Origin of the sequence: Bradyrhizobium sp. SZCCHNRI3043 (assembly GCF_032377735.1) — a bacterium.
Taxonomy (GTDB): domain Bacteria; phylum Pseudomonadota; class Alphaproteobacteria; order Rhizobiales; family Xanthobacteraceae; genus Bradyrhizobium.
Genome location: NZ_JAUHID010000001.1, coordinates 744926 through 768291, shown reverse-complemented (window position 1 = coordinate 768291; position 23366 = coordinate 744926). Strand labels below are relative to the sequence as shown.

17 protein-coding genes are annotated in these 23366 nt (G+C 65.6%); 7 read left to right on the top strand and 10 right to left on the bottom strand.

Translation table 11 applies throughout. The annotated features are described in order from the left end of the window. Nucleotides 1-112 precede the first annotated feature (112 nt). Together QX124_RS03550 and QX124_RS03545 are read left to right on the top strand one after the other, a co-directional pair. Nucleotides 113-1033 carry an ABC transporter ATP-binding protein gene (locus QX124_RS03550; RefSeq protein ID WP_315736812.1) on the top strand — a complete coding sequence of 307 codons (921 nt, stop codon included), beginning with the start codon at nt 113-115 and terminating at the stop codon, nt 1031-1033. Next, nucleotides 1030-1791: an ABC transporter permease gene (locus tag QX124_RS03545; RefSeq protein ID WP_315736810.1), complete on the top strand. Its 762-nt coding sequence runs from the start codon at nt 1030-1032 to the stop codon at nt 1789-1791. Before QX124_RS03550 ends, QX124_RS03545 begins: the two co-directional genes overlap by 4 nt. A 26-nt stretch (nt 1792-1817) precedes the next feature. Here QX124_RS03545 and QX124_RS03540 read toward each other — a convergent pair whose 3' ends face one another. Beyond that, entirely contained in the window at nt 1818-2168 is a 351-nt protein-coding gene (locus QX124_RS03540; protein ID WP_315736808.1) for a hypothetical protein, read from the bottom strand. A gap of 319 nt (nt 2169-2487) precedes the next feature. Here QX124_RS03540 and QX124_RS03535 point away from each other — a divergent pair, with 319 nt between their 5' ends. Continuing rightward, a complete protein-coding gene (locus QX124_RS03535) occupies nt 2488-3276 on the top strand; it encodes a L,D-transpeptidase (protein ID WP_315755100.1) in 789 nt (262 codons plus the stop codon). A gap of 53 nt (nt 3277-3329) precedes the next feature. Here QX124_RS03535 and QX124_RS03530 read toward each other — a convergent pair whose 3' ends face one another. The 4 genes from QX124_RS03530 to QX124_RS03515 form a co-directional block, all read right to left on the bottom strand. Then, nucleotides 3330-4355: an ABC transporter permease gene (locus QX124_RS03530; protein WP_315755099.1), complete on the bottom strand. Its 1026-nt coding sequence runs from the start codon at nt 4353-4355 to the stop codon at nt 3330-3332. Nucleotides 4356-4367: 12 nt separating this feature from the next. Next, nucleotides 4368-5870 carry a sugar ABC transporter ATP-binding protein gene (locus tag QX124_RS03525; RefSeq protein ID WP_315771413.1) on the bottom strand — a complete coding sequence of 501 codons (1503 nt, stop codon included), beginning with the start codon at nt 5868-5870 and terminating at the stop codon, nt 4368-4370. A gap of 13 nt (nt 5871-5883) precedes the next feature. Beyond that, on the bottom strand, nt 5884-6837 hold the full coding sequence (locus tag QX124_RS03520; RefSeq protein WP_316178606.1) for a sugar-binding protein: 954 nt from the start codon (nt 6835-6837) through the stop codon (nt 5884-5886). Between the two features lie 497 nt (nt 6838-7334). After that, the gene (locus tag QX124_RS03515; protein WP_315796298.1) at nt 7335-9614 is read right to left on the bottom strand and encodes a fused MFS/spermidine synthase; all 2280 of its coding nucleotides are present in this window, start codon (nt 9612-9614) and stop codon (nt 7335-7337) included. 200 nt (nt 9615-9814) lie between these two features. On the opposite strand from QX124_RS03515, the gene QX124_RS03510 reads away from it, so the two are divergent. Next, nucleotides 9815-11416 carry an NAD(P)/FAD-dependent oxidoreductase gene (locus QX124_RS03510; protein ID WP_315796297.1) on the top strand — a complete coding sequence of 534 codons (1602 nt, stop codon included), beginning with the start codon at nt 9815-9817 and terminating at the stop codon, nt 11414-11416. Nucleotides 11417-11605: 189 nt separating this feature from the next. On the opposite strand, the gene QX124_RS03505 is transcribed toward QX124_RS03510, so the two are convergent. Further along, nucleotides 11606-11770, bottom strand: coding sequence for a Flp family type IVb pilin (locus QX124_RS03505; RefSeq protein WP_315736801.1), 165 nt, complete (start codon nt 11768-11770; stop codon nt 11606-11608). Between the two features lie 268 nt (nt 11771-12038). Between QX124_RS03505 and QX124_RS03500 the strand changes: the two genes are divergently transcribed. The 3 genes from QX124_RS03500 to QX124_RS03490 all read left to right on the top strand — a co-directional run bounded on the left by QX124_RS03500 (nt 12039) and on the right by QX124_RS03490 (nt 16635). After that, a complete protein-coding gene (locus QX124_RS03500) occupies nt 12039-12935 on the top strand; it encodes a 50S ribosomal protein L11 methyltransferase (RefSeq protein ID WP_315796295.1) in 897 nt (298 codons plus the stop codon). Between the two features lie 479 nt (nt 12936-13414). Beyond that, complete coding sequence (locus QX124_RS03495; protein WP_315796293.1) at nt 13415-15238, top strand: aminopeptidase P family protein; 1824 nt, start codon at nt 13415-13417, stop codon at nt 15236-15238. Nucleotides 15239-15357: 119 nt separating this feature from the next. Next, nucleotides 15358-16635, top strand: a complete 1278-nt coding sequence (locus tag QX124_RS03490) for a multidrug effflux MFS transporter (RefSeq protein WP_315736796.1) — start codon at nt 15358-15360, stop codon at nt 16633-16635. A 192-nt stretch (nt 16636-16827) separates the two neighbouring features. On the opposite strand, the gene ligA is transcribed toward QX124_RS03490, so the two are convergent. The 4 genes from ligA to lpxC form a co-directional block, all read right to left on the bottom strand. After that, entirely contained in the window at nt 16828-18975 is a 2148-nt protein-coding gene (gene ligA / locus QX124_RS03485) for an NAD-dependent DNA ligase LigA (RefSeq protein ID WP_315796291.1), read from the bottom strand. A gap of 109 nt (nt 18976-19084) precedes the next feature. After that, nucleotides 19085-20758 (bottom strand): DNA repair protein RecN, encoded by a 1674-nt coding sequence (gene recN / locus QX124_RS03480; RefSeq protein WP_315736793.1) that lies wholly within the window; start codon nt 20756-20758, stop codon nt 19085-19087. 125 nt (nt 20759-20883) lie between these two features. Next, nucleotides 20884-21774, bottom strand: a complete 891-nt coding sequence (locus QX124_RS03475) for an outer membrane protein assembly factor BamD (RefSeq protein ID WP_315736792.1) — start codon at nt 21772-21774, stop codon at nt 20884-20886. Between the two features lie 401 nt (nt 21775-22175). Beyond that, on the bottom strand, nt 22176-23135 hold the full coding sequence (gene lpxC, locus QX124_RS03470) for a UDP-3-O-acyl-N-acetylglucosamine deacetylase (protein ID WP_315771405.1): 960 nt from the start codon (nt 23133-23135) through the stop codon (nt 22176-22178). Between the last annotated feature and the right edge of the window lie 231 nt (nt 23136-23366).

Genomic DNA, 23366 nt, shown 5'->3' with positions numbered 1-23366 from the left:
CGATTGCGGTAACGCACCGCCGTTCCTATCTGAGCGCTTCGCCCGCGCCTGCGCCCCCTCCTTCGCGCAGCTCCCTGCCCTTTTCGAATCCCTCGGATCGAATTCCCTCGTGATGCCTCCCGTCATTTCCGTTACCGGCCTGTCGAAGACCTATTCCTCGGGCTTCACCTCACTCAACAATGTCGATCTCGCGATCGAGCGGGGCGAGATCTTCGCGCTGCTCGGGCCCAACGGCGCCGGCAAGACGACGCTGATCAGCATCATCTGCGGCATCGTCAATGCGTCTACGGGCAAGGTCGCGGTCGGCGGCCACGATATCAACCGCGACTATCGCGCCGCGCGGGCGCTGATCGGGCTGGTGCCGCAGGAGCTGCACACCGATTCGTTCGAGACCGTATGGGCCACGGTCAGCTTCAGCCGGGGACTGTTCGGCAAGCCCAACAACCCCGCCCTGATCGAGAAGATCCTCAAGGACCTCTCGCTCTGGGACAAGAAGGACGCCAAGATCATCACGCTGTCCGGCGGCATGAAGCGCCGCGTGATGATTGCGAAAGCGCTGTCGCATGAGCCGCAGGTGCTGTTCCTGGACGAGCCGACCGCCGGCGTCGATGTCGAGCTGCGCAAGGGCATGTGGGACGTCGTGCGCGAGCTCAAGGCCGCCGGCGTCACCATCATTCTCACCACGCACTACATCGAGGAAGCCGAGGAAATGGCCGATCGCGTCGGCGTCATCAACAAGGGCGAGATCGTCCTGGTCGAGGACAAGGCCAAGCTGATGGCAAAGCTCGGCCGGAAGCGGCTGAGCCTGCATCTGCAGCACCGGATCGAAGCCGTCCCCGAGGCGCTCGCGCCCTATCATCTCGCGCTGTCGGACGACGGCTGGCGGCTCGCCTATGACTACGATACCAAGGGCGAGCGCACCGGCATCACCAGCCTGCTCGGCGATCTCAGGACCGCCGGCATCCGCTTCGTCGATCTCGAGACCAAGCAATCATCCCTGGAAGACATCTTCGTGAGCCTGGTGCGGCAATGAATTTTCGCGCGGTCGCCGCAATCTACAAGTTCGAAATGGCACGCACCTGGCGCACGCTGCTGCAGAGCATCGTGTCGCCCGTCGTGTCGACCTCGCTCTACTTCGTCGTGTTCGGGGCCGCGATCGGCTCGCGCATCAGCCAGGTCGAGGGCGTCAGCTACGGCACCTTCATCGTGCCCGGCCTCGTGATGCTGTCGGTGCTGACCCAGAGCATCTCCAACGCCTCGTTCGGAATCTACTTCCCGAAATTCATCGGCACGATCTACGAGATCCTTTCGGCGCCAATCTCGCATTTCGAGATCGTGCTCGGCTATGTCGGCGCGGCCGCGACGAAATCCATCATTCTCGGGCTGATCATCCTCGCCACCGCCGGCCTGTTCGTGCCGCTGCACATCCAGCACCCGGTGTGGATGCTGGCGTTCCTGGTGCTGACGGCCGTGACCTTCAGCCTGTTCGGGTTCATCATCGGCATCTGGGCCGACGGCTTCGAGAAGCTGCAGATGGTCCCGATGCTGGTGGTGACGCCGCTGACCTTCCTCGGCGGCAGCTTCTACTCGGTGAACATGCTGCCGCCGACATGGCATTCGATCGCGCTGCTCAACCCGGTGGTCTACCTGATCTCTGGCTTTCGCTGGAGCTTCTACGAGATCGCCGACGTCAGGGTGGAAATCAGCGTCGGCGTGACGCTGCTGTTCCTGGCGATCTGCATGGCGATCATCTGGTGGATCTTCAAGACCGGATACCGGCTCAAGCATTGAGCCGGCATCGGGGGCGGCGTTCCAGCTCAGCGGTAGCAGTGGAAGCGGCCGTAGCCATCGCGGTATCCCCGGCAGTGATAGTGCCGGTGGTAATAGGAGCGGTGTGGAATGCCGAGCACGCCCTCGACGGCGCCCACGGCTCCGCCGACACCCGCACCGACCGCGCCTCCGACGACGCCGCCGACCGGGCCGGCGATGCGGTTGCCTTCGTGGGCCCCTTCATGGGCGCCACGGATGATGCCCTGGGCATGGGCGAATTGCGGCAGCGCCAGCCAGGCCAGCGCCAGGATGACCAGCGCGAGCGCGGCGAGCAGATAGGTCAGCTTCTGCGGCGCGCGATCGTCGAGCACCGCCGTCTTGGCCTTCATCGTCAGCATTTTGAATCCTGGAAACCGCATGGAGGAATCCTTGAAACGCGGATGCGGCCAAAAAGTTGCGCGGTCGCGACGAATTGGACCGATTAGAGAGGTCCTAAGCGCCGGAATGAAAGGCCATCCGCGGGTCGCGAAAATGTCAGCGCCGATGAACGCGGGGAGCCTTTGTCCGGTCCCTGCCCGCCATTAAGGTTGAGGGTGCCCTCGGCTGGAACAAAGCCCGCAATTCCGACATAGTGCAGGCCGAGGCGATGACCTGGGCGTTGTCGAAGTCCCGTTTGAGGTCTCTCCACAGTCGAGGGCCCTGGAGGCCAGAGGTTAGATGCGTACCATCCTTTTTGCAGTTGCCGGCTTCGCCTTTCTGTCGGCCACGCCAGCTCTGGCCAAGATCGACATCACCGTCGACAAGAACAACCAGATCATGACGGTCGCCGTCGATGGCGTCGAGCGCTACCGGTGGCCGGTCTCGACCGGCATTCCCTCGCGCGAAACGCCCAATGGCTCGTTCCGCGCCTTCCGCATGGAAGCTGATCATTTTTCCAAAGAGTTCGACGACGCGCCGATGCCGCACTCGATCTTCTTCACCAAGGTCGGCCACGCCATTCACGGCACCGATTCGGAGGGCCGGCTCGGCACCCCCGCGTCTCACGGCTGCGTCCGGCTGTCGAAGGCGAATGCCACGACGCTCTACGACCTGGTGCAAAAGGACGGCGTGCTCAACACCACGGTGACCCTGACCGGCTCGGCCGAGGTGGCGCTGGCGCGCAATCCACGCCGCGGCACCGCTGTTGCCCGCCGCGACGTGCCGCAGCAGTATGACGACAGTGGCGAGCCGGTCGTGCTGACGCCGCAGCCACAGATGCTGCCGGGACGCCAGGTCGTTCCGCAGCAGCGGCCCGATGACGGCTACATCTATCCCGCCGACGGCAGCGACAACGGCGTGCGCTATCCGGCGCCGCGCGGCACGGCCCGGCGCGTCTACGACGCGCAGGCCTATCCGCAGCAGCAGCAGTACGATTACCAAAACGGCAATCCGAGCTATGCGCAGCCGCGCTATTACCAGCCGCGCTCTTATTATCAGCCGCGCGGCTACTACACCTATCAGGACTGATTGCGCATTGATCCTCGCGGCCGGGCGCTGTTACGCAGCGCATCGGCGCCTCCTCACTCGGCGTTGACCCGCTCGAGCGAGGCGGACGCGCGATCGGCGCTGGCCTGCCCGCGGGCCGTCGGCATGCGCGTGCGCCGCTGCACGAAATACTGATCGGCCAGCACGCCGATCAGGATCACCGTGCCCATCACGGCGAAATTGAGCGAGCTCGGGATGCCCAGCAGATTGACCAGGTTCTGCAGCATCTGCAGCAGGATCGTGCCGAGCACGACGCCGATGACCGAGCCTTCGCCGCCGCGCAGCGAACAGCCCCCGAGCACCGCCGCGGCGATCGCATAGAGCTCGTAGAACGAGCCGTGCACCGCCGGCGAGATCGAGCGGGTGTACATCGCGAGCAGGACCGCGGCCAGCGCTGTCAGCCCGCCGCAGATCACATAGGCCGCGATCGTGACCCGATCGGACCGGATGCCGGAGTAGCGCGCCGCCTCCTCGTTCTTGCCGACCGCGTAGAAATAACGGCCGTACACCGAGCGGTGCAGCACCAGCCAGGCGATGCCGGCCACGATGACGAGCGCCACGACGCTATGCGGCAGCGGAAAGCCGAGGACATCGGTGCGGCCCGCGGCCAGCCATTCCAGCGCCGGGAAGCTTGCGCCGTAGCCGAAGCCGGCGGTGGCATCCTCGGTGTAGTAGCGCGCCGCGCCGCGATAGATCAGCAGCCCGCACAGGGTCACCACGAAGGGCTGGATGCGCATCTTGGTGACCAGCGTGCCATGGACCAAGCCGATGGCGATGCCGCCGGCGAGGATGAGGAACAAGGCGGCGATCCAGTCGACGTCCCGGTTGACGATGAGGTCGATGAACAGCACGCCGAGCAACGCGATCACCGAGCCGACGGCGAGCTCGATGCCGCCGACGATGATCACGAAGGCCTCCGCGATCGAGAAGATCCCGAACATGCCGACCTGGTTGGCGGTATTGGAGAGGTTGCCGACCAGCAGGAAGCGCGGGTTGATGAAGGCCACGACGGCGCCGACCACCAGGATCAGGATCAGCAGGCTGAGATCTTTCTTCTGCACGGGCGCCCTCGCTCAGACGGTATGGCCGACGGCGAGCTGAAGCACGTTGTGCTCGCTGAACTCGTTGCGGGCCAGGAAGCCCGAAATCATGCCTTCGTGCATTACGGCGATCCGGTCGCTCACCCCGATCACCTCCTCCATGTCACTCGAGATCATCAGGATCGCGACTCCGGAATCCGCCAGCCGCCGCAGCATGTCGTAGATCTCCTGCTTGGCGCCGACATCGATGCCCCGGGTCGGCTCGTCGAAGATCAGAACCTTTGGCCGCATCGACAGCCATTTGGCGAGCACGACCTTCTGCTGGTTGCCGCCGGACAAGGTGCCGACCGAGACCTTGACGTCGGACGCCCGGATCTTGAGCCGTTCGCGCTGCCGATCGGCATTCTCGGTCTCACGCCTGATGTCGACAAGTCCAAAGCTGAGATAGGAGGCGAGATCCGGCAGCGAGATGTTCTCGGCGATCGACAGGTCGAGCAGCAGGCCGCAGGCCTTGCGGTCTTCCGGAATGAGATAGATGCCGCGATCGATCGCCGCGCGCGGCGTCGAGATGCGGATCGGCTCGCCCTCCAGGCTCATGCCCCCGGCCAGCAGCGGCTCGACGCCGAAGATGCCGCGCGCGAGCTCGGTGCGGCCGGAGCCAACGAGACCTGCAAGCCCGAGGATCTCGCCGCGCCGGAGCTGCAGGCTGACGGCCTGGTTGGGATAGGTCGCGGTCACGGCCTCCACCACGTCGAGCACGGCTTCGCCGGGCGGCGCGGCCGGCGGCACGTAGAGCGACCGCAGGTCCCGGCCGATCATCAGCCTGATCATCGCGGCAGGACTGAGCTCGTCTCGCGTCAGCGCGCCGACCATGCGGCCGTCGCGCAGCACAATGGCGCGATCGGCGCATTGCATGACTTCGTTCAGGCGATGCGTGATGAAGATGACGCTGACCCCGTCCGCCTTCAGGCCGGCGATGACCTGCATCAGCCGCTCGGTTTCCGACAGCGTCAGGCTGGAGGTCGGCTCGTCCATGATGACGCAGCGCGCGTCGAGCGACAAAGCCTTGATGATCTCGACCAGCTGGCGCTGCGCCAAGGACAGCTCGGCGAGCGGCGTATCCGGCTCGAAATCAGCGGCGAGGCGCGCGATCAGCGGACGCACCTTGGCCCGCAGCGTCTTGCGGTCGATCAGCCGCAGCGGGCCGCCATAGACCGGCTCGCGGCCGATGAAGACGTTGCCTGCGACATCGAGATTGTCGAACAGGTTCAGCTCCTGGTGGACGAAGGCGATGCCGGACGCGATCGCGTCCGCCACCGTGTAGCTGGTCCGCGCCACGCCATCGATCCGGATCGTGCCGCTGCTCGGCTCCACCACGCCGCCGAGCACGCGCATCAAGGTCGACTTGCCGGCGCCGTTCTCGCCGACCAGGGCGATCACCTCGCCGGGCGCGACCGACAGGCTGGCGTGGTCGAGCGCGACCACGCCAGGATAGGTCTTGCCGATGTCGATCAGCTCAAGGAAGGGCTCGCGCACGCCGGCCGTCGCGTCACTTCTTCAGCATCTGCTTCATCTGCGCCATGAAGTCGTCGACGTTGGACTTCTCGATCACCTTGCCGGGCACGATGATGATGCCGTTGGCCGGAACGCCGGACTTGTCGCCCTGCACGACCTTCGCCATCAGCTTCATGCCCTGATAGCCCCACTCGAACGGCTGCTGCACTACCGTGCCCTCGATCGCGCCGTCCTTCACGCCGCCGAGCGTGATCGGATCCTCGTCGAAGCCGATGACCTTGATCTTGCCGAGCTTGCCGGCCTCCTTCAGCACCTCGTAGATGCGCGGCGTGTTGTAAGAATAGAAGCCGACCAGACAACTGACGTCCGGCATCGCCGCCAGGATGTCCTCGACATTGCGCTTGGCCCGGGTCTGGTCGATCTCGTCGCCGCGTACGTCGACCAGCTCGACCTTCGATCCCTTGATGGTCGCCTTCACGCCTTCGATGCGCTCGCGGGCGTTGTCAGCCCCGAGCAGGCCGACGAAACCGACGCACTTGCCGCCATTCGGCAGCGCCTTCAGCATCAGCTTGCCGGCATCCTTGCCGAGCTCGGTATTGGAGGAGCCGATATAGGCGATGCGCTTCGATTGCGGAGCGTCGCTGTCGGTGGTGAAGAGCACCGTCTGTGCGGCAATCTTGTTGAGGTGCTCAGTCTGGTTCTTCGGATCGACGGCGCTCACCATGATTCCGGCAGCCCCGGCCGCGACGAGGTCATCCAGCATCCGCTGCTGCACGGCGGCTGCCGCCTGCTCGGGATATTTGAGCTGCAGGTTGTAGTTGGGCAGCTCGCCTTGCGCCTTCTTGACGCCAGCTTCGGCGATCTTCCAGAAGTCGGACGCGCCGTTGACGACGAAGGCGAGGACCTTCTTGTCCGCGGCTCCCGCGGAGCCGAGACCGAGCGCCATCGACAACAAGGCAGACGCACCGGCAATCCAAAGACGCTTCATTGAACCCCTCCCATGTGAAGCCGGCCTGCTTTGATGCGGCCGGCATTTTGTAGTCGAACGATATCTAGTCGCGAACTCGTCCGAACCGCTGGCTCCGCCCGGACGAACAGCACCTCGATCTGGACAGCGTCCGCGCGATCGTTCGCTCAGGGCGAGACGACCAGACCGGTCCCTCACCGCTCAGTTTGCGATCCAGCTCGACTGCGCGTGCGTGCCCCAACCCACCCATTCGAAGACGTGCAAAGTACCGACTTCAAATGAGGGGCGTACCTCAAGGTAGCATGGTCATGACGGGCACGCAACAGAGGCCCACGCAGAAAGCGCGTAACCACTGCGTTTTGCGATGCGGTACAGCAAAGTCGGCGATCAGACGCTCGAGAAATCGATGCGGCAATGCAACCGAGGCCCGCCACTGACGAGGCGCGCACCTCTTTGGGCGCAGACGCCATCATCGCGGCGATCCGGGCCCGGCGACGTCGAACGGCGGCAGTGCCCTGTTACTCGCCGTCGCGCAGCCGCCGATACACGGCGCCGAGAATGTTCGAATAATCGTCGGTCCAGACCCGCTCGCCGTCGGTCGGCTCGGTTTCGGTCCACTTGTCCGAGGAGGCCAGCGTGCCGACGTCGGCGTCCTCGCGCGCGCTGATGACGACGTCGGTGGAGAAGATGTACTCGTCGTCGCGCCCGGAGTCCTCGTTGTAGACCCAGCTCTTCAGGTCGTTGGCGTCGGCGATGCCGACGACGACGCTCTCCAGCTCCAGATGCCGATTGGAGACATGCATCACGACGGCGCCCTGCGGCGCCAGCTTCGCCTTGTAGATCGCCATCGCCTCCTCCGTCGCCAGATGGATCGGAATCGCATCCGAGGAATAGGCATCGACGATGATGAGATCGTAGGCGCCGTCCGGCTCCTTGGCGAAGGTCAGCCTGGCATCGCCGATGACAGGCTTGAAGTCCGGCGCGCAGTTCCTGATGTAGCTGAAATATTTCGGATCGCTGGCCGTATCGATCATGGTCTGGTCGATCTCGAAGAATTTCCAGATCTCGCCGGGCTCGGCTGCGCAAGTGAGCGTGCCGGCGCCAACGCCGATCACGGCGACCTTGAGCGGCGCGCCCTTGCGCTCCCGGATCGCGGTGATGGCGCGGCCGATGCCGCCGTCCTTGTGATAGTAGGTGATCGGCTCGGGCCGCCCCGTCACCTTGGAGCCGTCGGCGTTGAGATATTTCTGCGCGCCGTGGATGGTCGTGCCATGCATCAGCACGTGATAGTGCCCGTCGGAGGTCACCACGATCTTGTGCACGCCGAAGAAGCTGCGCACCGTCTCGACGCGGCCGTCATCGGCCGGATAGGCGCGGATCAGGACGAGCGCGAGCGCGGCCGTCGCGAACACTTTCCAGCGGCCACCGTTCAGCAGCAGAGCGAGCAGCACGGCGAGCACGCCCACGGCGCCCGCGACATAGACGCGGTGGTCCTCGAGATAGGTCGTGAGCTTGCCGGTCATTCCGGCGGGCACCAGCAGCGCGGGGGCAATGACCGCGAGCAGGAGCCAGTACCAGCGCGTGATCCGTGGCAAGCGCTCATTGGCCGCCGGCCGGCACAGCGCCGCCAGCGCCAGCAGGATCGGATATTCGGCAACCCATGAGAAGGTGAAGGGGGCGATCAGGCCGGCGAACAGGCCGCCGACCATGCCGCCGAACGACAGCGCGACATAGAAGCCGGTGAGATATTTGGCCGGCGGGCGCGTGCGCGCGAGCTCGCCATGGCAGGCCATGGCGATGATGAAGAAGCAGAGCTGGTGACCGCCGAGCGTGAGCGCGAGATTCTGCTCGCCGCCGAAGGCGAGCAGGACGACGACGCCGGCGATCGCAAGCGGCTGCAGCGCCAGCATCCATTTGTGCGGCAGCAGCGGCCGCGACTGGAACACCAGCACCCAGGTCAACAGATAGAGCGACAGCGGCAGCACCCATAGCAAGGGCGCGGCCGCGACATCGGTGGAGATATGCGCCGTCACCGCAATCAGCAGGCCGGAGGGCACCGCGGCCAGGAAGATCCAGCGCAGACGCAGCAGCCAGCGTGGCGCCGGGGCATTGCTGTCCCCGGTGTGCAGCAGGCTCGTGACGATCACCGGCGACCGCAGCAGCAGGACGCCGCAGCCGGCGATCAGCGCGATCAGGAGGCCATAGCCGCCGGTCCAGATCAGGTTCTGCACGCGCAGGCTGAAGATCGGCTCGATCAGCAGAGGATAGGACAACAGCGCCAGGAAGCTGCCGATGTTCGACGATGCATAGAGGAAATACGGGTCGGGTGCGGCCGGATGACCTGAGCGCACGAACCACGCCTGCAGCAGCGGATTGTTGGCAGCGAGCGCGAAGAACGGCAGACCGATCGACACGGTGAACAGGCCGAGCAGCCAAAGCCCGTAACCGGAGCTGGGCGGGTCGCCCCAGCTGCTCGCGATCGACAGCGGCAACGTCAGGATGGCGAAACCGAGCAGCAGCAGATGAATCGCGATCGGGAGCACCCGGCTGGGCAGCTGGGTGAGAAAATGCGCATAGGCATAACCCGCGAGCAGCAAGGTCTGGAAGAACACCATTGCCACCGACCACACCGCCGGCGAGCCGCCGAGCCGCGGCAGCACCATCTTGGTGAACAGTGGCTGCACCGAGAACAGCAGCAGCGCGCTGACGAAAATTGCGGCGGTATAGACGACGAGCACCAGCCGGTTGCGTGCGGCAGAGGGCTGAGCGACGGCGGCGGGCGAGGCGATTGAGGTCATGACAACTCCGGCAGCGGCGCGGCCGGCATCAGATGCCAAGACCGGACCGCGATGAGCAGACGAGACATAGCGGATCGCAGGGCGGTATGGCGAGGAGCTGAGGCAAAATGGAGTTTCCCTTGACGTCGCAGCCGTCCGGCGCGACAGCACCAGCCGAGGTTCCCGGTGCGGGTCATTAAACAGGGCTTTTTGAAGCTGACATGAATGAAACCGAGGTCATCATCATCGGTGCCGGCCATAATGGCCTGACCTGTGCGGCCTACCTCGCGATGGCGGGCCTGCGCGTGCATGTGGTCGAGCGCCGCAAGGTGGTCGGCGGCGCCGCGGTCACCGAGGAGTTTCATCCGGGCTTCCGCAACTCCGTCGCGTCCTACACCGTGAGCCTGCTCAATTCGCGCGTCATCTCCGACCTGAAGCTGCACGAGCACGGGCTGGAGATCGTCGAGCGCCGGGCGCAGAACTTCCTGCCCTCGCCCGACGGCCGCTATCTGCTGACGGGCGAGGGTCGCACGCTGGCTTCGGTTGCGCGGCTGAGCCAGCGCGACGCCGACGCGATCGGCCCGTTCTCGGCACGGCTCGAGGCCATCGCGGACGTGCTGCGCAGCCTCGTGCTGCGGGCGCCACCGAACCTGGTCGCCCAGTTCGGGCTGTCGGCGATCCGCGAGGCCTTCAACGCGCTCGGCACCGCCAACACCCTGCGCGCGCTGTCGCTGGAGCAGCAGCGCGACCTGCTCGACCTTTTCACGCGCTCGGCCGGCGAGATGCTTGACGAGATATTCGAGACCGACCTGGTGAAGGCGCTGTTCGGCTTCGATGCCATCGTCGGCAACTATGCCAGCCCCTACGCCGCCGGCTCGGCCTATGTGATGCTGCATCACGCCTTCGGCGAGGTGAACGGCAAGAAGGGCGTCTGGGGCCATGCGATCGGCGGCATGGGGGCGATCACGCAGGCGATGGCCGGGTACCTGAAGGAGCTGGGAACGCTGGTCGAGGTCGAGGCCGGCGTGCGCGAGGTGATCGTCGAGCGCGACCGCGCGGTCGGCGTCGTGCTCGAGGATGGCCGCACCATCCGCGCCCGCCATGTCGTCGCCAACGTGAACCCGAAGCTGCTCTATACGCGCCTGGTGCCGGCTGGCGCCGTGCCCGCGCCGTTCCTGAGCCGCATCAGGAACTGGCGGTGCGGTTCGGGCACGTTCCGCATGAACGTGGCGCTCGACCGGCTGCCCTCGTTCAGCGCGCTGCCGGGCGACGGCGACCATCTGTCCGCCGGGATCATCCTCGGCCCGAGCCTCGGCTACATGGACCAGGCCTATCTCGACGCGCGGGCGCATGGCTGGAGCCGCGATCCCGTGGTCGAGCTGCTGATTCCCTCCACCCTCGACCCGACGCTGGCGCCCGCAGGGCAGCACGTCGCCAGCCTGTTCTGCCAGCATGTCGCGCCCGAGCTGCCGGACGGCCGTTCCTGGGACAATCATCGCGACGAGGTCGCCGACCTCATGATCGCGACCGTGGACCGTTATGCACCGGGCTTTGCGGCCAGCGTGCTCGGCCGGCAGGTGCTGTCGCCGCTCGACCTCGAACGCGAGTTCGGGCTGATCGGGGGCGACATCTTCCACGGCGCGCTGACCCTGAACCAGTTGTTCTCGGCCCGCCCCATGCTCGGTCACGCCGATTATCGCTCGCCGCTGAAAGGGCTCTACCATTGCGGCTCGGGCAGCCACCCCGGCGGCGGCGTCACCGGCGCACCGGGCCACAATGCGGCCCAGGCGATCCTGGCCGACTATCGCGCCCTGTTCGGTTGAGGATAAGGGGTGGAAAGGCGGGTGGGCGTCCGTGTGGACAAGCTGTGGACGCGCAGTGGATCAACGGCCCAATAAGCAGTGCACGGCCGTGTGGGTATGCTGTGGACCTGCTTTCGAGATTCCCCCACCCCAAAAGCAGAAAAACCGGGCGCTGAGGCCCGGTTCTTCGAGAACGCCGTGTCAGGCGGATTACTTCAGCGACGTGTTGATCGACTCGAACTTGCTGCTGAGCGAGCTGCCCAGGCCGTTGACTGCGGCAATGATGGCCAGCGAGATGCCGGCTGCGATCAGGCCGTATTCGATGGCGGTGGCGCCAGATTCATCACGCAAGAACTTCAGCAGAGTGGTCTTCATCTGAACCTCGTTTCCCAACCCAGGAACCGAGGATCATCCGGTTCCCATGACGAGAAAATTAGGCGGCCAGAACCTAAAGTTGAGATAAGGCGCTCTGTTCAAGTTGCAGAGATTCTTTGCGGGAATTGAATCACAACTTTTACGCCGCCCCGCCAGCGGCAAGATACAACCGTTGAATGTTCCAACCTGGCAGATTTCCGGTCCTATCGCTTGCGTTGGCAGACAAATCCCTTAACCACGCCGTCAAATCTCGCCAGGATCCACCTTGATGACCTCAACGACCACGCCCGCCACCCACAAGGCCAGCTTCACCGTTGCCGATGAAGCGACCGCGCGCCCGGCCGTCGACGTCCTGACCGAGGTGTTCTTCGAAGGTGATGCCGCGGTCGCGGCCTTCGAGCGGCCGGACGGCCGCTGGGACGTCACGGTTCATTTCGCCGATCCGCCGGATCAGGCGCTGGTGCGGGAGCTCGTCGGCGGGGCGGCGGGCTCCGACGTAGCCCAGACCCTGGCATTCGAAGTCGTCGAGGCCAAGGACTGGGTCAAGGCCAGCCTGGACGACCTCGTCCCGGTGCCGGCCGGCCGCTTCATGGTCCATGGCAGCCATGACCGGCAGCGGGTGCCCGGCAACAAGCTCGGGATCGAGATCGAGGCGGCGCTCGCCTTCGGCACCGGTCACCACGGCACCACGCGCGGCTGCCTGCTGCTGCTCGATCACGTGCTCAAGACCCGCGCGCCGCGACGGGTGCTCGACCTCGGCACCGGCACCGGCGTGCTCGCGATTGCCGCCGCCAAGGCGACGCACCGGTCCGTGCTGGCGAGCGACATCGATGCGCCCTCGGTCATGGTGGCGCGGGAGAACGCCCGGCTCAACGGCGCAGGCCCCCTGGTCCGGGTCATCCGTGCTACCGGCTTCGCCGCCGCGGACTTTGCCCGGTGCGGCCCTTTCGACCTGGTGCTGGCGAATATCCTGGCCAACCCGCTGCGCCAGCTGGCCGCGCCGATGCAGCGCCACCTCGCGCCCGGAGCCTTCGTGATCCTCTCGGGCCTGTTGACCCCGCAGGCACGCGCCGTCTGCGCCGCCTATCGTGCCCGCGGCCTGGTTCCGGTCCGGCATTTGAGAATCGAGGGGTGGAGCAGCCTGTTGCTGCAAAAGCAGCAGTGAGGCGGATCAGCTCATGGCATGGATCGAACCTGCACGCTGGGTGCGGCAAGCTCGCGATTACGTCTTCGGCTGGCTCTGCTGGGAGGTGGAGTCGGACTGACTGCGAGAGGCACGTCGAACGCGCGGCGCGACGAGACGATTGACGAGATCCGCCAGCGCGCTGCGCGGCTTCTCGGCCGGTGCGGGCGCCGGTCCACTTGGCGCGGGCGCCGATAGCTTTTCGAAGGTAAAAGCAGGCATCGTGCATCCCCTCGCCGTTGAGTTGAGGCACTCCCCGGATCATGCGACCGTGGATGATCTTTACGATCGTGGTCGTCACGTCCATACGTTTCCTCGCCGCATCTCTTTCGGATGACCGGCATGCGACAGCAAATCTTTTTGCACAGGCGAATGCAAGGAGATTCTTCGTGCACTGCACTGTCTGCTGGAGGAGTATTCGTCGCCGACGCGGCAAGATCCACTTCTAAAGTATGAGACCGATGTTCGAAGCTCTGTTCCAGACGTTCGAAGAACCCGAAACCGGCGTGGCGCTGACCGCGCGGCTGGCTGCTCTCCGCGAGGAGCTGGCACGGCGCAAGCTGACCGGCTTCATCGTGCCGCGCGCCGACCAGCAGCAGAACGAGTATGTGCCACCGTCGGAGGAAAGGCTGGCGTGGCTCACCGGCTTCACCGGATCGGCCGGCCTTGCAATCGTGCTGCCGCAGGCCGCCGCGATCTTCGTCGACGGCCGCTATACGCTGCAGGCCGGCAAGCAGGTCGACGGCAAGGCCTGGACCGTGGAATCGCTGATCGAGCCGCCGCCCGAGAGTTGGTTGACGCGACACCTGCAGAGCGGTGACCGCGTCGGCTTCGATCCGTGGCTGCATACGACGGCCGCGGCCGAACGACTGGCCGCCGCCTGTGCCAAGGCCGGCGCGGAGCTGGTGCCGGTCGAGAGCAACCCGGTCGACAGCATCTGGACCGAACGCCCGCTGCCGCCGCTCGGCGCCGTATCCATCCACGGCGCCGAATTATCCGGCGAGAGCGAGGCGGACAAGCTCGGCCGGATCCGCCAGGAGATCGAGCGGCTCGGCGTCGAGGCGCTGGTGCTGTCCGATTCCCACAACGTCGCCTGGACCTTCAACATCCGCGGCGCCGACGTCTCGCACACGCCGCTGCCGCTGTCCTATGCGCTGGTGCCGAAGACCGGACGTCCGACCATCTTCATCGATTCCCGCAAGCTCTCGAACCTGACACGCGATCATCTCGAGCAGAGCGCCGAGGTGGCGGAGCCGGACGTGCTGACACCGCGCCTGACCGAGCTCGCGCAATCCGGCGCAGCCATCGCGCTCGACAGCGCCACGGCAGCCGATGCCCTGACGCGCCTGATCCAGGGCGCCGGCGGCAAGGCGGTGCGCGGCGCCGATCCGGTCAGCCTGCTCAAGGCCGCCAAGAACGCGGTGGAGATCGACGGTACGCGGCGCGCCCATCAGCGCGATGCGGTCGCGCTGGTGCGCTTTCTGGCCTTCATCGATCGCGAGGCGCCGAAGGGCACGTTGACGGAGATCGATGCGGTCGAGGCGCTGGAGAGCTTTCGCCGCGACACCGGCGCGCTCAAGGACGTGTCGTTCCCGACCATCTCGGGTACCGGTCCGAACGGCGCGATCGTGCATTATCGCGTCACCCGCAAGAGCAACCGCCGCATCATGCCGGGCGATCTGCTGCTGATCGATTCCGGCGCGCAATATCAGGACGGCACCACTGACGTCACCCGCACGATCGCCGTGGGCGTGCCGACTGAGGAAATGCGCGACCGCTTCACCCGCGTGCTGCGCGGCCACCTCGCGATCGCACGTGCGATCTTCCCCGATGGCACCACCGGCGCCCAGCTCGACACCATGGCGCGACAGTTCCTGTGGCAGGCCGGCATCGATTTCGAGCACGGCACCGGTCACGGCGTCGGCAGTTATCTGTCGGTGCACGAGGGACCCGCGCGCATCTCGAAGCTCGGCACGACACCGCTGAAGCGCGGCATGATCCTGTCCAACGAGCCCGGCTACTACAAGACCGACGCGTTCGGCATCCGCATCGAGAACCTCGAGCTCGTGGTGGCGAAGGACGTCGCGGACGCGGAGAAGCCGATGAACGGCTTCGAGGCGCTGACCCTGGCGCCGATCGACCGCCGCCTGATCGACGTCGCCATGCTGACCGCCGAGGAACGGGCGTGGCTCGACGCCTATCATGGCCGGGTCAGGGAAACCGTCCGTGCAGCGCTCGACGAGAACGACCAGCGCTGGCTCGATCAGGCGACTGCGCCACTGTAGCGATCCGCGCGCCCTGCTACCAACTGTCCCGCTGCCCGCATGGGCGCATGCCGAAACAGGCATTTCCGCGAAGCGGAAGGCCGCTACAGTCAGGGCGTTCACCTGATTTGAGCGGCACCATGCATGGAATGATCAGCAGACCGCCCGGGGCGGCGCCACCGCGCGCCGTCCCCTCGCGCACCGTGCTGGTCCTCCTGGTCGTCATGACCGGGCTGGCGCCGATCTCGCTTTACCTGCTGGTGCCGGCCCTGCCGCTGCTCGCGACCACGTTCGGGCGCGACGCCTCCGTCGTGCAGATGACGGTGTCGTTCTACATGGCCGGCATCGCGATCTCGCAGCTGCTGCTCGGGCCGCTCTCCGACCGCTTCGGCCGCCGCCCCGTGATGCTTGCAGGGCTCGCGCTGTCGATCGTCGCGAGCGTCAGTTGCATCTTCGCCGACACTCTGCCCCAGCTGATCGCGGCGCGCTTCTTCCAGGCGCTCGGCGGCGCCAGCGGCATGGTGATCAGCCGCGCCATCATCCGCGATCTCTATCCGCGCGAGCGCATCGGCGCGATGATCAGCCTCGTCGTCGCGGTGATGATGATCGCGCAGATGCTGTCGCCGCTGACCGGCGGCTTGATCGAGATCGCGTTCGGCTGGCACGCCATCTTCTACGTCGTCGCCGCGCTGTCGATCGTGATCGCGATCGCCGTGACCTTGACCCTGCCGGAAACGCGCCCTGCCCGCATCGAAGGCGCGAGCTTCCGCCGCGACGTCGCCATGCTCGTCAGGAGCCGCGCCTTCCTCGGCTACATGCTGTGCCAGGTGCTGGCGTCGCAGATCATCTTCGCCTTCGCCGGCGGCGGGCCGTATATCGTCGAGGTGCAGATGGGCCGCTCCTCGGCGGAGTATGGCGCGTGGTTTGCGACCACGGGCTTCGCCTATTTCGTCGGCAACCTGTTCTGCGTGCGCTACGCGCCGCGCCATTCGCTCGATCGGCTGATCTGGTTCGGATTGGGACTGCAGCTCACCAGTGCCGCGCTGAACTTCACGTGGAGCCTGTTCGGTTTCAACCAGGTGCCATCAGTGCTGTTCGGCACGCAGATGCTGCTGATGTTCGCCAATGCCGCCGTGATGGCGAATTCCGCAGCCGGTGCCATCAGCGTCCGGCCGGGCGCAGCCGGCACCGCTTCCGGCGCGATGGGATTCCTGCAAATGGGCGTGGGCGCGCTGACGTCGCAGCTCGGCGCCTGGCTCGGCGGCCATTTCAGCAGCACGCTGCCGCTGACATCAGCGATGCTCACCCTGTCCCTCGCCTGCGCCTGCAGCATGATCTTCCTGGTTCCGCGCACGCAGATGAAGGTGACGAAGGAGCTGATCGAGACGGCGGAAGAGGACGAAGCCGGGGTAATGTGAGGGAGGTGCGTGAGCGACTGCACGACCGCGCGTCACTCTCGGCGTCATACCCGCGCAGGCGGGTATCCAGTAGGCCGAGGCGTCTCGGCCCTATGACAAATGCCTCTGGAATACTGGATCATCCGCTTTCGCGGATGATGACAACTGTTGGTGTCGCATCCAGCGTCTGTCGCAACCAACATTGCGGAGCTGCTACTCCCCGATCAGCTGCAGCCACTCGTCCTCGGTGAGCACCTGCACGCCGTGCTTTTGCGCGTCCTTCAACTTTGAGCCTGCCCCCGGACCGGCGACGACGTAGTCCGTCTTCTTCGACACCGATCCCGACACTTTCGCACCGAGCCGCTCGGCAGTCGCCTTGGCCTCATCGCGCGTCATCTTTTCCAGCGTGCCTGTGAACACGACAGTCTTGGCGGCGATCGGCGAATTGCGCTTCGGCCTCTCTGCGTCGAGGATCTTGACCTCCTTAGTCAGCCGCTCGACGATGCCGCGGTTGTGGTCCTCGCCGAAATAGGCGGCGACGCTCTTGATCACGGTGTCGCCGATCTGGTCGAGCGCATCCATCTCCGCGATCGCCTCCTCGTCGCCGTTGGCGACCTTGAGACAGGCTTCGTGGAACGCATCCCAGGAGCCGTAGCCGCGCGCCAACGCCAGCGCCGTGGTCTCGCCGACATGGCGCATGCCGAGCGCAAAGATGAAGCGCTCCAGCGCGATCTCGCGCCGGGCGTCGATGGCATTGAAGAGATTGCGCACCGAGGTCTCGCCATAGCCCTCAATCTCCTCGAGCTTCAGCTTGCTGTTGCGTGCGGCCAGCGTGAAGATGTCGGCGGGCTCCTTGACCCAGCCCTGGTCGAAGAAGAATTGGATCTGCTTCTCGCCGAGACCATCGATGTCGAAAGCGCGGCGCGAGGCGAACAGCTTGAGGTGCTCGATCTTCTGGAATGGACAGGCGAACTCGCCGGTGCAGCGGGCGCGCGAGCCCTCCTCGCCGGTCGCAATCTCCTCACGCACGACGTCGGTATGCAGCGGACAAGGGCACGTCTTCGGGAAGTGGAATTCCTTGGCGTGCTCCGGCCGTTTGTCGATGAGGACGTCGACCACTTGGGGGATGACGTCGCCGGCGCGCTGGATCACGACGGTGTCGCCGATCCGGATGTCACGGCCCTCGCGCAGCACCTCGCCCTTGTTGCCGATCCCCTTGATGTAGTCCTCATTGTGCAGCGTCACGTTCTGCACGATGACGCCGCCGACACCGACCGGCTCAAGCTTGCCGACCGGCGTGAACGAGCCGGTGCGGCCGACCTGGATCTCGATGTCCTTGAGCACGGTCATGGCGCGCTCGGCCGGAAACTTGTGCGCGATGCCCCAGCGCGGCGTGCGCGACACGAATCCGAGCCGCTCCTGCCAGTCGATGCGGTCGACCTTGTAGACGACGCCGTCGATATCGTAGTCGAGCTCGGCGCGCTGCTCCTCGATGTGATGATGGAACGCGATCAGCTCCTCCACCGAGTGGCAGAGCCTCGTGAGCGGATTGGTCGTGAAGCCGCAACGCTCGAACCATTTGATCATGCCGCTCTGCGTCTCCGCCGGCATCGCGCTCATTTCGCCCCAGGCATAGGCGAAGAAGCCGAGGGGACGCGAGGCGGTGATGGCCGGATCCTTCTGCCGCAGCGAACCTGCGGCGGAGTTGCGCGGGTTGGCGAAGATGGTGTCGCCCGCTTCCTTCTGGCGCTCGTTGAGCGCGAGGAAGGCCTGCTTGGTCATGTAGACCTCGCCGCGCACTTCGCAGATGTCGGGCAGGTTGCGGCCGTGCAGCTTGTGCGGCACGTCCTTCAGGGTGCGGATGTTGGCGGTGACATCCTCGCCCTCGGCGCCGTCACCGCGGGTCGCGGCGGTGACCAGCTCGCCGCCTTCATAGCGTAGCGACATCGACAGCCCGTCGATCTTCGGCTCGGCCGAGAAATCGATGCGATCGTCGGCAAGCTTGAGGAAGCGCGCGATGCGGCCGACGAAGTCGCGCACGTCCTCCTCGGCGAAGGCGTTGTCGAGCGACAGCATCGGCACCGCGTGCCGCACTTTCTTGAACCGGCCGGAGGGAGCCGCGCCGACCTTCTGTGACGGAGACTCGCTGCTGACGAGCTCAGGGAAACGCTTCTCGATCGCATTGAAACGGCGACGCAGCTCGTCATAGGCGGCGTCCGAGATCTTCGGCGCGTCATCCTGATAATAGAGCCTGTCGTGGGTCTCGAGCTCCAGCGCCAGCCGCTTCCATTCCACCTTGGCCTGGGCCTTGGTGAGATCGGCAACGTCGACGGGCTGCTTCGGTTTTGCTGTCTTGGGCATGCTGCGTACTGTCTGCTCGTCATGGCGGGACGGCCCGAAGGCCGCCCCGAAACGACGGTTTACACAATGCGCACGCCGGAGCCAAAAGCGTTCGGCCCGATCCCTCGGCTTATGCCGCCGCAGCCTCCAGCAGCCGGTCGGCGGCGGCGCGGGCTTCGGCGGTGACCTCGGCGCCGGCCAGCATGCGGGCGATCTCCTCGCGGCGGTGCAGGGTGGCGAGCGTATTGACCCGGGTGACGACGCGCTTGCCGCGGTCGAGCGCATCCTTGGAGATCAACAAATGCTGGTCCGCCCGCGCCGCGACCTGCGGCGCATGGGTCACGGCCATCACCTGAACCCCGTGCGCGAGCCGCGCCAGCCGGGCGCCGATGGCATCGGCGACCGCGCCGCCAACGCCGGTGTCGATCTCGTCGAACACCAAGGTCGGCGCCGAGCCGCGGTCGGACAGCACGACCTTGAGCGCCAGCAGGAACCGCGACAGCTCGCCGCCCGAGGCGACCTTCATCATCGGGCCCGGCCGCGTGCCCGGATTGGTCTGCACCCAGAACTCGACGCGGTCGATGCCCTCCGGCCCCGGCGCCTCGGCGTCGCTGTCGACCTGGGTCATGAACTTGGCGCGTTCGAGCTTGAGCGGGGCGAGTTCGGCATGGACGGCCCGGTTCAGCTTCTCCGCCGACTTGGTCCGCGCCGCCGACAGCTTGGCCGCCGCCGCGGCATAGCGCGCATCAGCCGCCGCCGCCGCCGCTTCCAGCTTCTTCAACTGCTCGGCGCCGGCATCGATCAGGATCACATCGGCGGCATATTTGGCAGCCAAAGCAGCCAGACCGTCCACCGGCGTCGAATATTTGCGCGCGGCCGCGCGCAGCGCGAACAGCCGCTCCTCGATGCGCTCCAGCTCCAGCGGATCGAAATCGGTGGCCGCGAGCGCCACCGTCAGATGCTGATCGGCCTCCTCCAGGGCGTTGATCGCCGAATCGATAGCCCTCACCGCTGGATCGACCAGCGCGGGCGAGCTGACCGCGCGTCGCTCCAGCCGGCGGACCGCCGCAGCCAGCGCGGCAATCGGCGACTGGTTGCCGCTGACGGCATCCTGCGCGTCACGCAGATCGCCTGCGATCTTCTCGCCCTGCATCATGGCGGTGCGGCGGGCGGCGAGCTGCGTCTCCTCGCCCTCCTTTGGCGCCAGCTTCTTCAGCTCGTCCGAGGCATGCCGCAGATAATCGGCCTCGCGGGCCGCGCGCTCCATGCTCGCACGATGCTCATCGAGCGCCGTGACCGCGGTCCGGCGGGCCGCCCAGAGCGCCTCGACCGCGGCGACATCCTTCTCCAGGCCCGCAAAGGCATCCAGCAGCCGGCGGTGGGTGGCGGCATCGACCAGCGCACGTTCGTCATGCTGGCCGTGGATCTCGACCAGGGTGGCGCCGATCGCTTTCAGCGTCTGCACGCTGACCGACTGGTCGTTGATGAAGGCGCGGGTGCGGCCGTCGCCGTATTGAACGCGGCGCAGGATCATCTCGCCATCGGCATCCAGGCCGTTGGCGGCGAGGATCCTGGCGGCGGGATGATCCTTGCCGATCTCGAACACGGCCGTGACCTGCCCCTGGTCGGCGCCGTGGCGCACCAGGCTGGCGTCGCCGCGGCCGCCGAGAGCGAGAGCAAAGGCGTCGAGCAGGATCGACTTGCCGGCACCGGTCTCGCCGGTCAGCACCGCAAGTCCATGGGAAAATTCGAGATCGAGTCGTTCGATCAGGACGATGTCACGGATCGACAGTCGCGCCAGCATGGAACCGAAGTCCTTCGTAACGGGGCGGAACGCCCCTGAGCGAACGACTCAATGCTAGCAGCAAATAGAGAACAAAACAAGAATACAGAACAAAGCCAGACCGACCAGCCGATTTGGCCGACCGCTCAGCCCAGGCCCAGCTTCTTGAAGGCCCGAGAGATGTAGGAGCCCTTGTTCTCCTCGGGCTCGACGCCGCCCGACTTCACGAGATTGTAGGCGTCCTTATACCACTTGCTGTCGGGGAAATTGTGCCCGAGCACAGCCGCCGCCGTCTGGGCTTCGCCGACGATGCCGATCGTCATGTAGGCCTCGGTCAGGCGATACAGCGCTTCCTCGACGTGCCGCGTGGTCTGATACTGCGTCACCACCGCCTTGAAGCGGTTGATGGCGGCCGTGTAGTCGCGCTTCTGCATGTAATAGCGGCCGACATCCATCTCCTTGCCGGCGAGCTGGTCGCGGGCGCCCTCCATCTTGGCCTTGGCATTGGTGGCGTATTCGGAGGTCGGATATTTGCGTACCACCTCTTCGAGTGAGGCAATGGCCTTCTCGGTGCGGCCCTGATCGCGGCTGATGTCCGGGATCTGGTCGTAATGCGACGCGGCGATCAGGTATTGCGCATAGGCCGCGTCCGGGCTGCCCGGATGCAACGTCACGTAACGGGTGGCAGCGCCGATGCAGCCGTCGTAGTCGCCGGCCTGATAGGACGCGTAGGCCGACATCAGCAGCGATTTGCGGGCCCAGTCGGAATAAGGATGCTGGCGATCGACCTCCTCGAACTTCTTGGTCGCGCCTTTGACGTCCTTCTTCTCGTTCATCAGGAACAAGCCCTCATTGTAGAGCTTGTCCGCGGGCTCATCGACGAAGGTGTCGTCCTTGGCCAGGAATTTGTCCCAGAGTCCGCCGGTGCCGCAGCCGCTCAACAACGGCGCCAGCAGGATCAGCGACGCGGCGAGGCGGAGCCGGCCGATGCTTGCTGCGGGATGACGGAGGTCGCGCGTGAGACGCTGTATCGACATGCTTCTTTGGAACCCGATGCCTGTGATCTGATCTACGCCGCGCACCATGAAGGTCGCTTCATGACCGCGAAGGAAGAGCCCCGCCAGTGGCACGCATCACGCGGCCCCGGCCTCTCTAGCCGAAAACACTTCATCAACCAACCGCATAGGAAGCCAATCCGCCCGGATTAAGGCAAGATCGAGGCTGCCGCCGTGCATCATGGTTATCGCTGAAGAAGCCGCGGGAAAACCTGGAAATGCCGACAGCCCGTCCATGAGGAAGGATGCGGTCGGCAACAATCAATGACAAAAAATTCAGCGTACGAGATCTGCAGCCGAGCAAATACCGACAGCAGAATCGTGTTGCCCCATCGCGCCCCACGAGGGACGCTATCCGTTCGCTCGAGCCTCGCAGCAGGCGCTCAGGACACGTCCGGACCGTAGGCCGGGGCGACCATGCCACCGACCATGCCACCGACGGCGTCCGCGGCCACGCGGGGACGCCGCACGGTCTCGCCTTCGACGATCCGCCAGGCGGTGCGATCGGCCATCAGAGCGGTCAGGACCGCGTGGTTGAGCTTGTGACCGCCACGGACCGAACGATAGGTTCCGAGCATCGGCAGGCCGGCCAGCGCCAGATCACCGATCGCGTCCAGCACCTTGTGGCGGACGCATTCGTCCGCGTAGCGCAGACCTTCGGGATTGAGCAGACGGTCCTCGTCGAACACCAGCGTGTTGTCGAAGGAGGAGCCGAGCGCGAAACCGGCGCTCCACAGCCGCGACACGTCGCTCATGCAGCCGAAGGTACGGGCGCGGGCGATCTCGCGGCGGAAGCGCTCGGGATTGAGTTCGAAATGATAGGCTTGGCGGCCGATCACGGGATTGGTGAAATCGATCTCGGCTTCGACCCGGAAGCCGGAGTTGTTGGGACGCAGCTCGCCCGTCGAGGCACCCATGGTCACCTGGACCGGCTTGAGCACCTGAATGTAACGCCGTGGAGCCGACTGATTGACGATCCCGGCCTGGTCAATGGCAGCGACGAACGGCGCAGCGCTACCGTCCATGATCGGTACCTCGGGGCCGTCGACCTCGATCAGGGCGTTGTCGACGCCCATGCCGCGCAACGCGGCGAGAACATGCTCGGCGGTCGAGACCAACGGGCCGTTGCGGTCACCGAGCACCGTCGCGAGCTCGGTCGCGATCACCGAACCGAAGGAGGCCTGGACCTCGCGGTCGGCCCCATCGAGGCCGGTGCGGAGGAACACGATCCCCGCATCGATCGGCGCCGGGCCAATCGTCAGGCTGACAGGCGCACCAGAGTGGACGCCTACACCGGTGACGGTGGCTTGCGAACGAAGCGTTGTTTGCCGGCTGAATTTCATCGACGATCGCCCAAGACCCCGCCTGACCCTTCATCGGTCGCCCCTCGCGAACCGACTCACTTTCAGGCATCCCCAAGTCACGGCAGAACTTAACGAGAGCCCCAAAGAGCGCCAACTCACGCTTCTTTACGGATTGTTACCCCATCTCTGCCGTATTCGCGCCAACCCTTAACCAAACTGGAACGTGGCCTTAACCCTCCTGGTTCCCGATCCAAACACCGAAAGAATAAT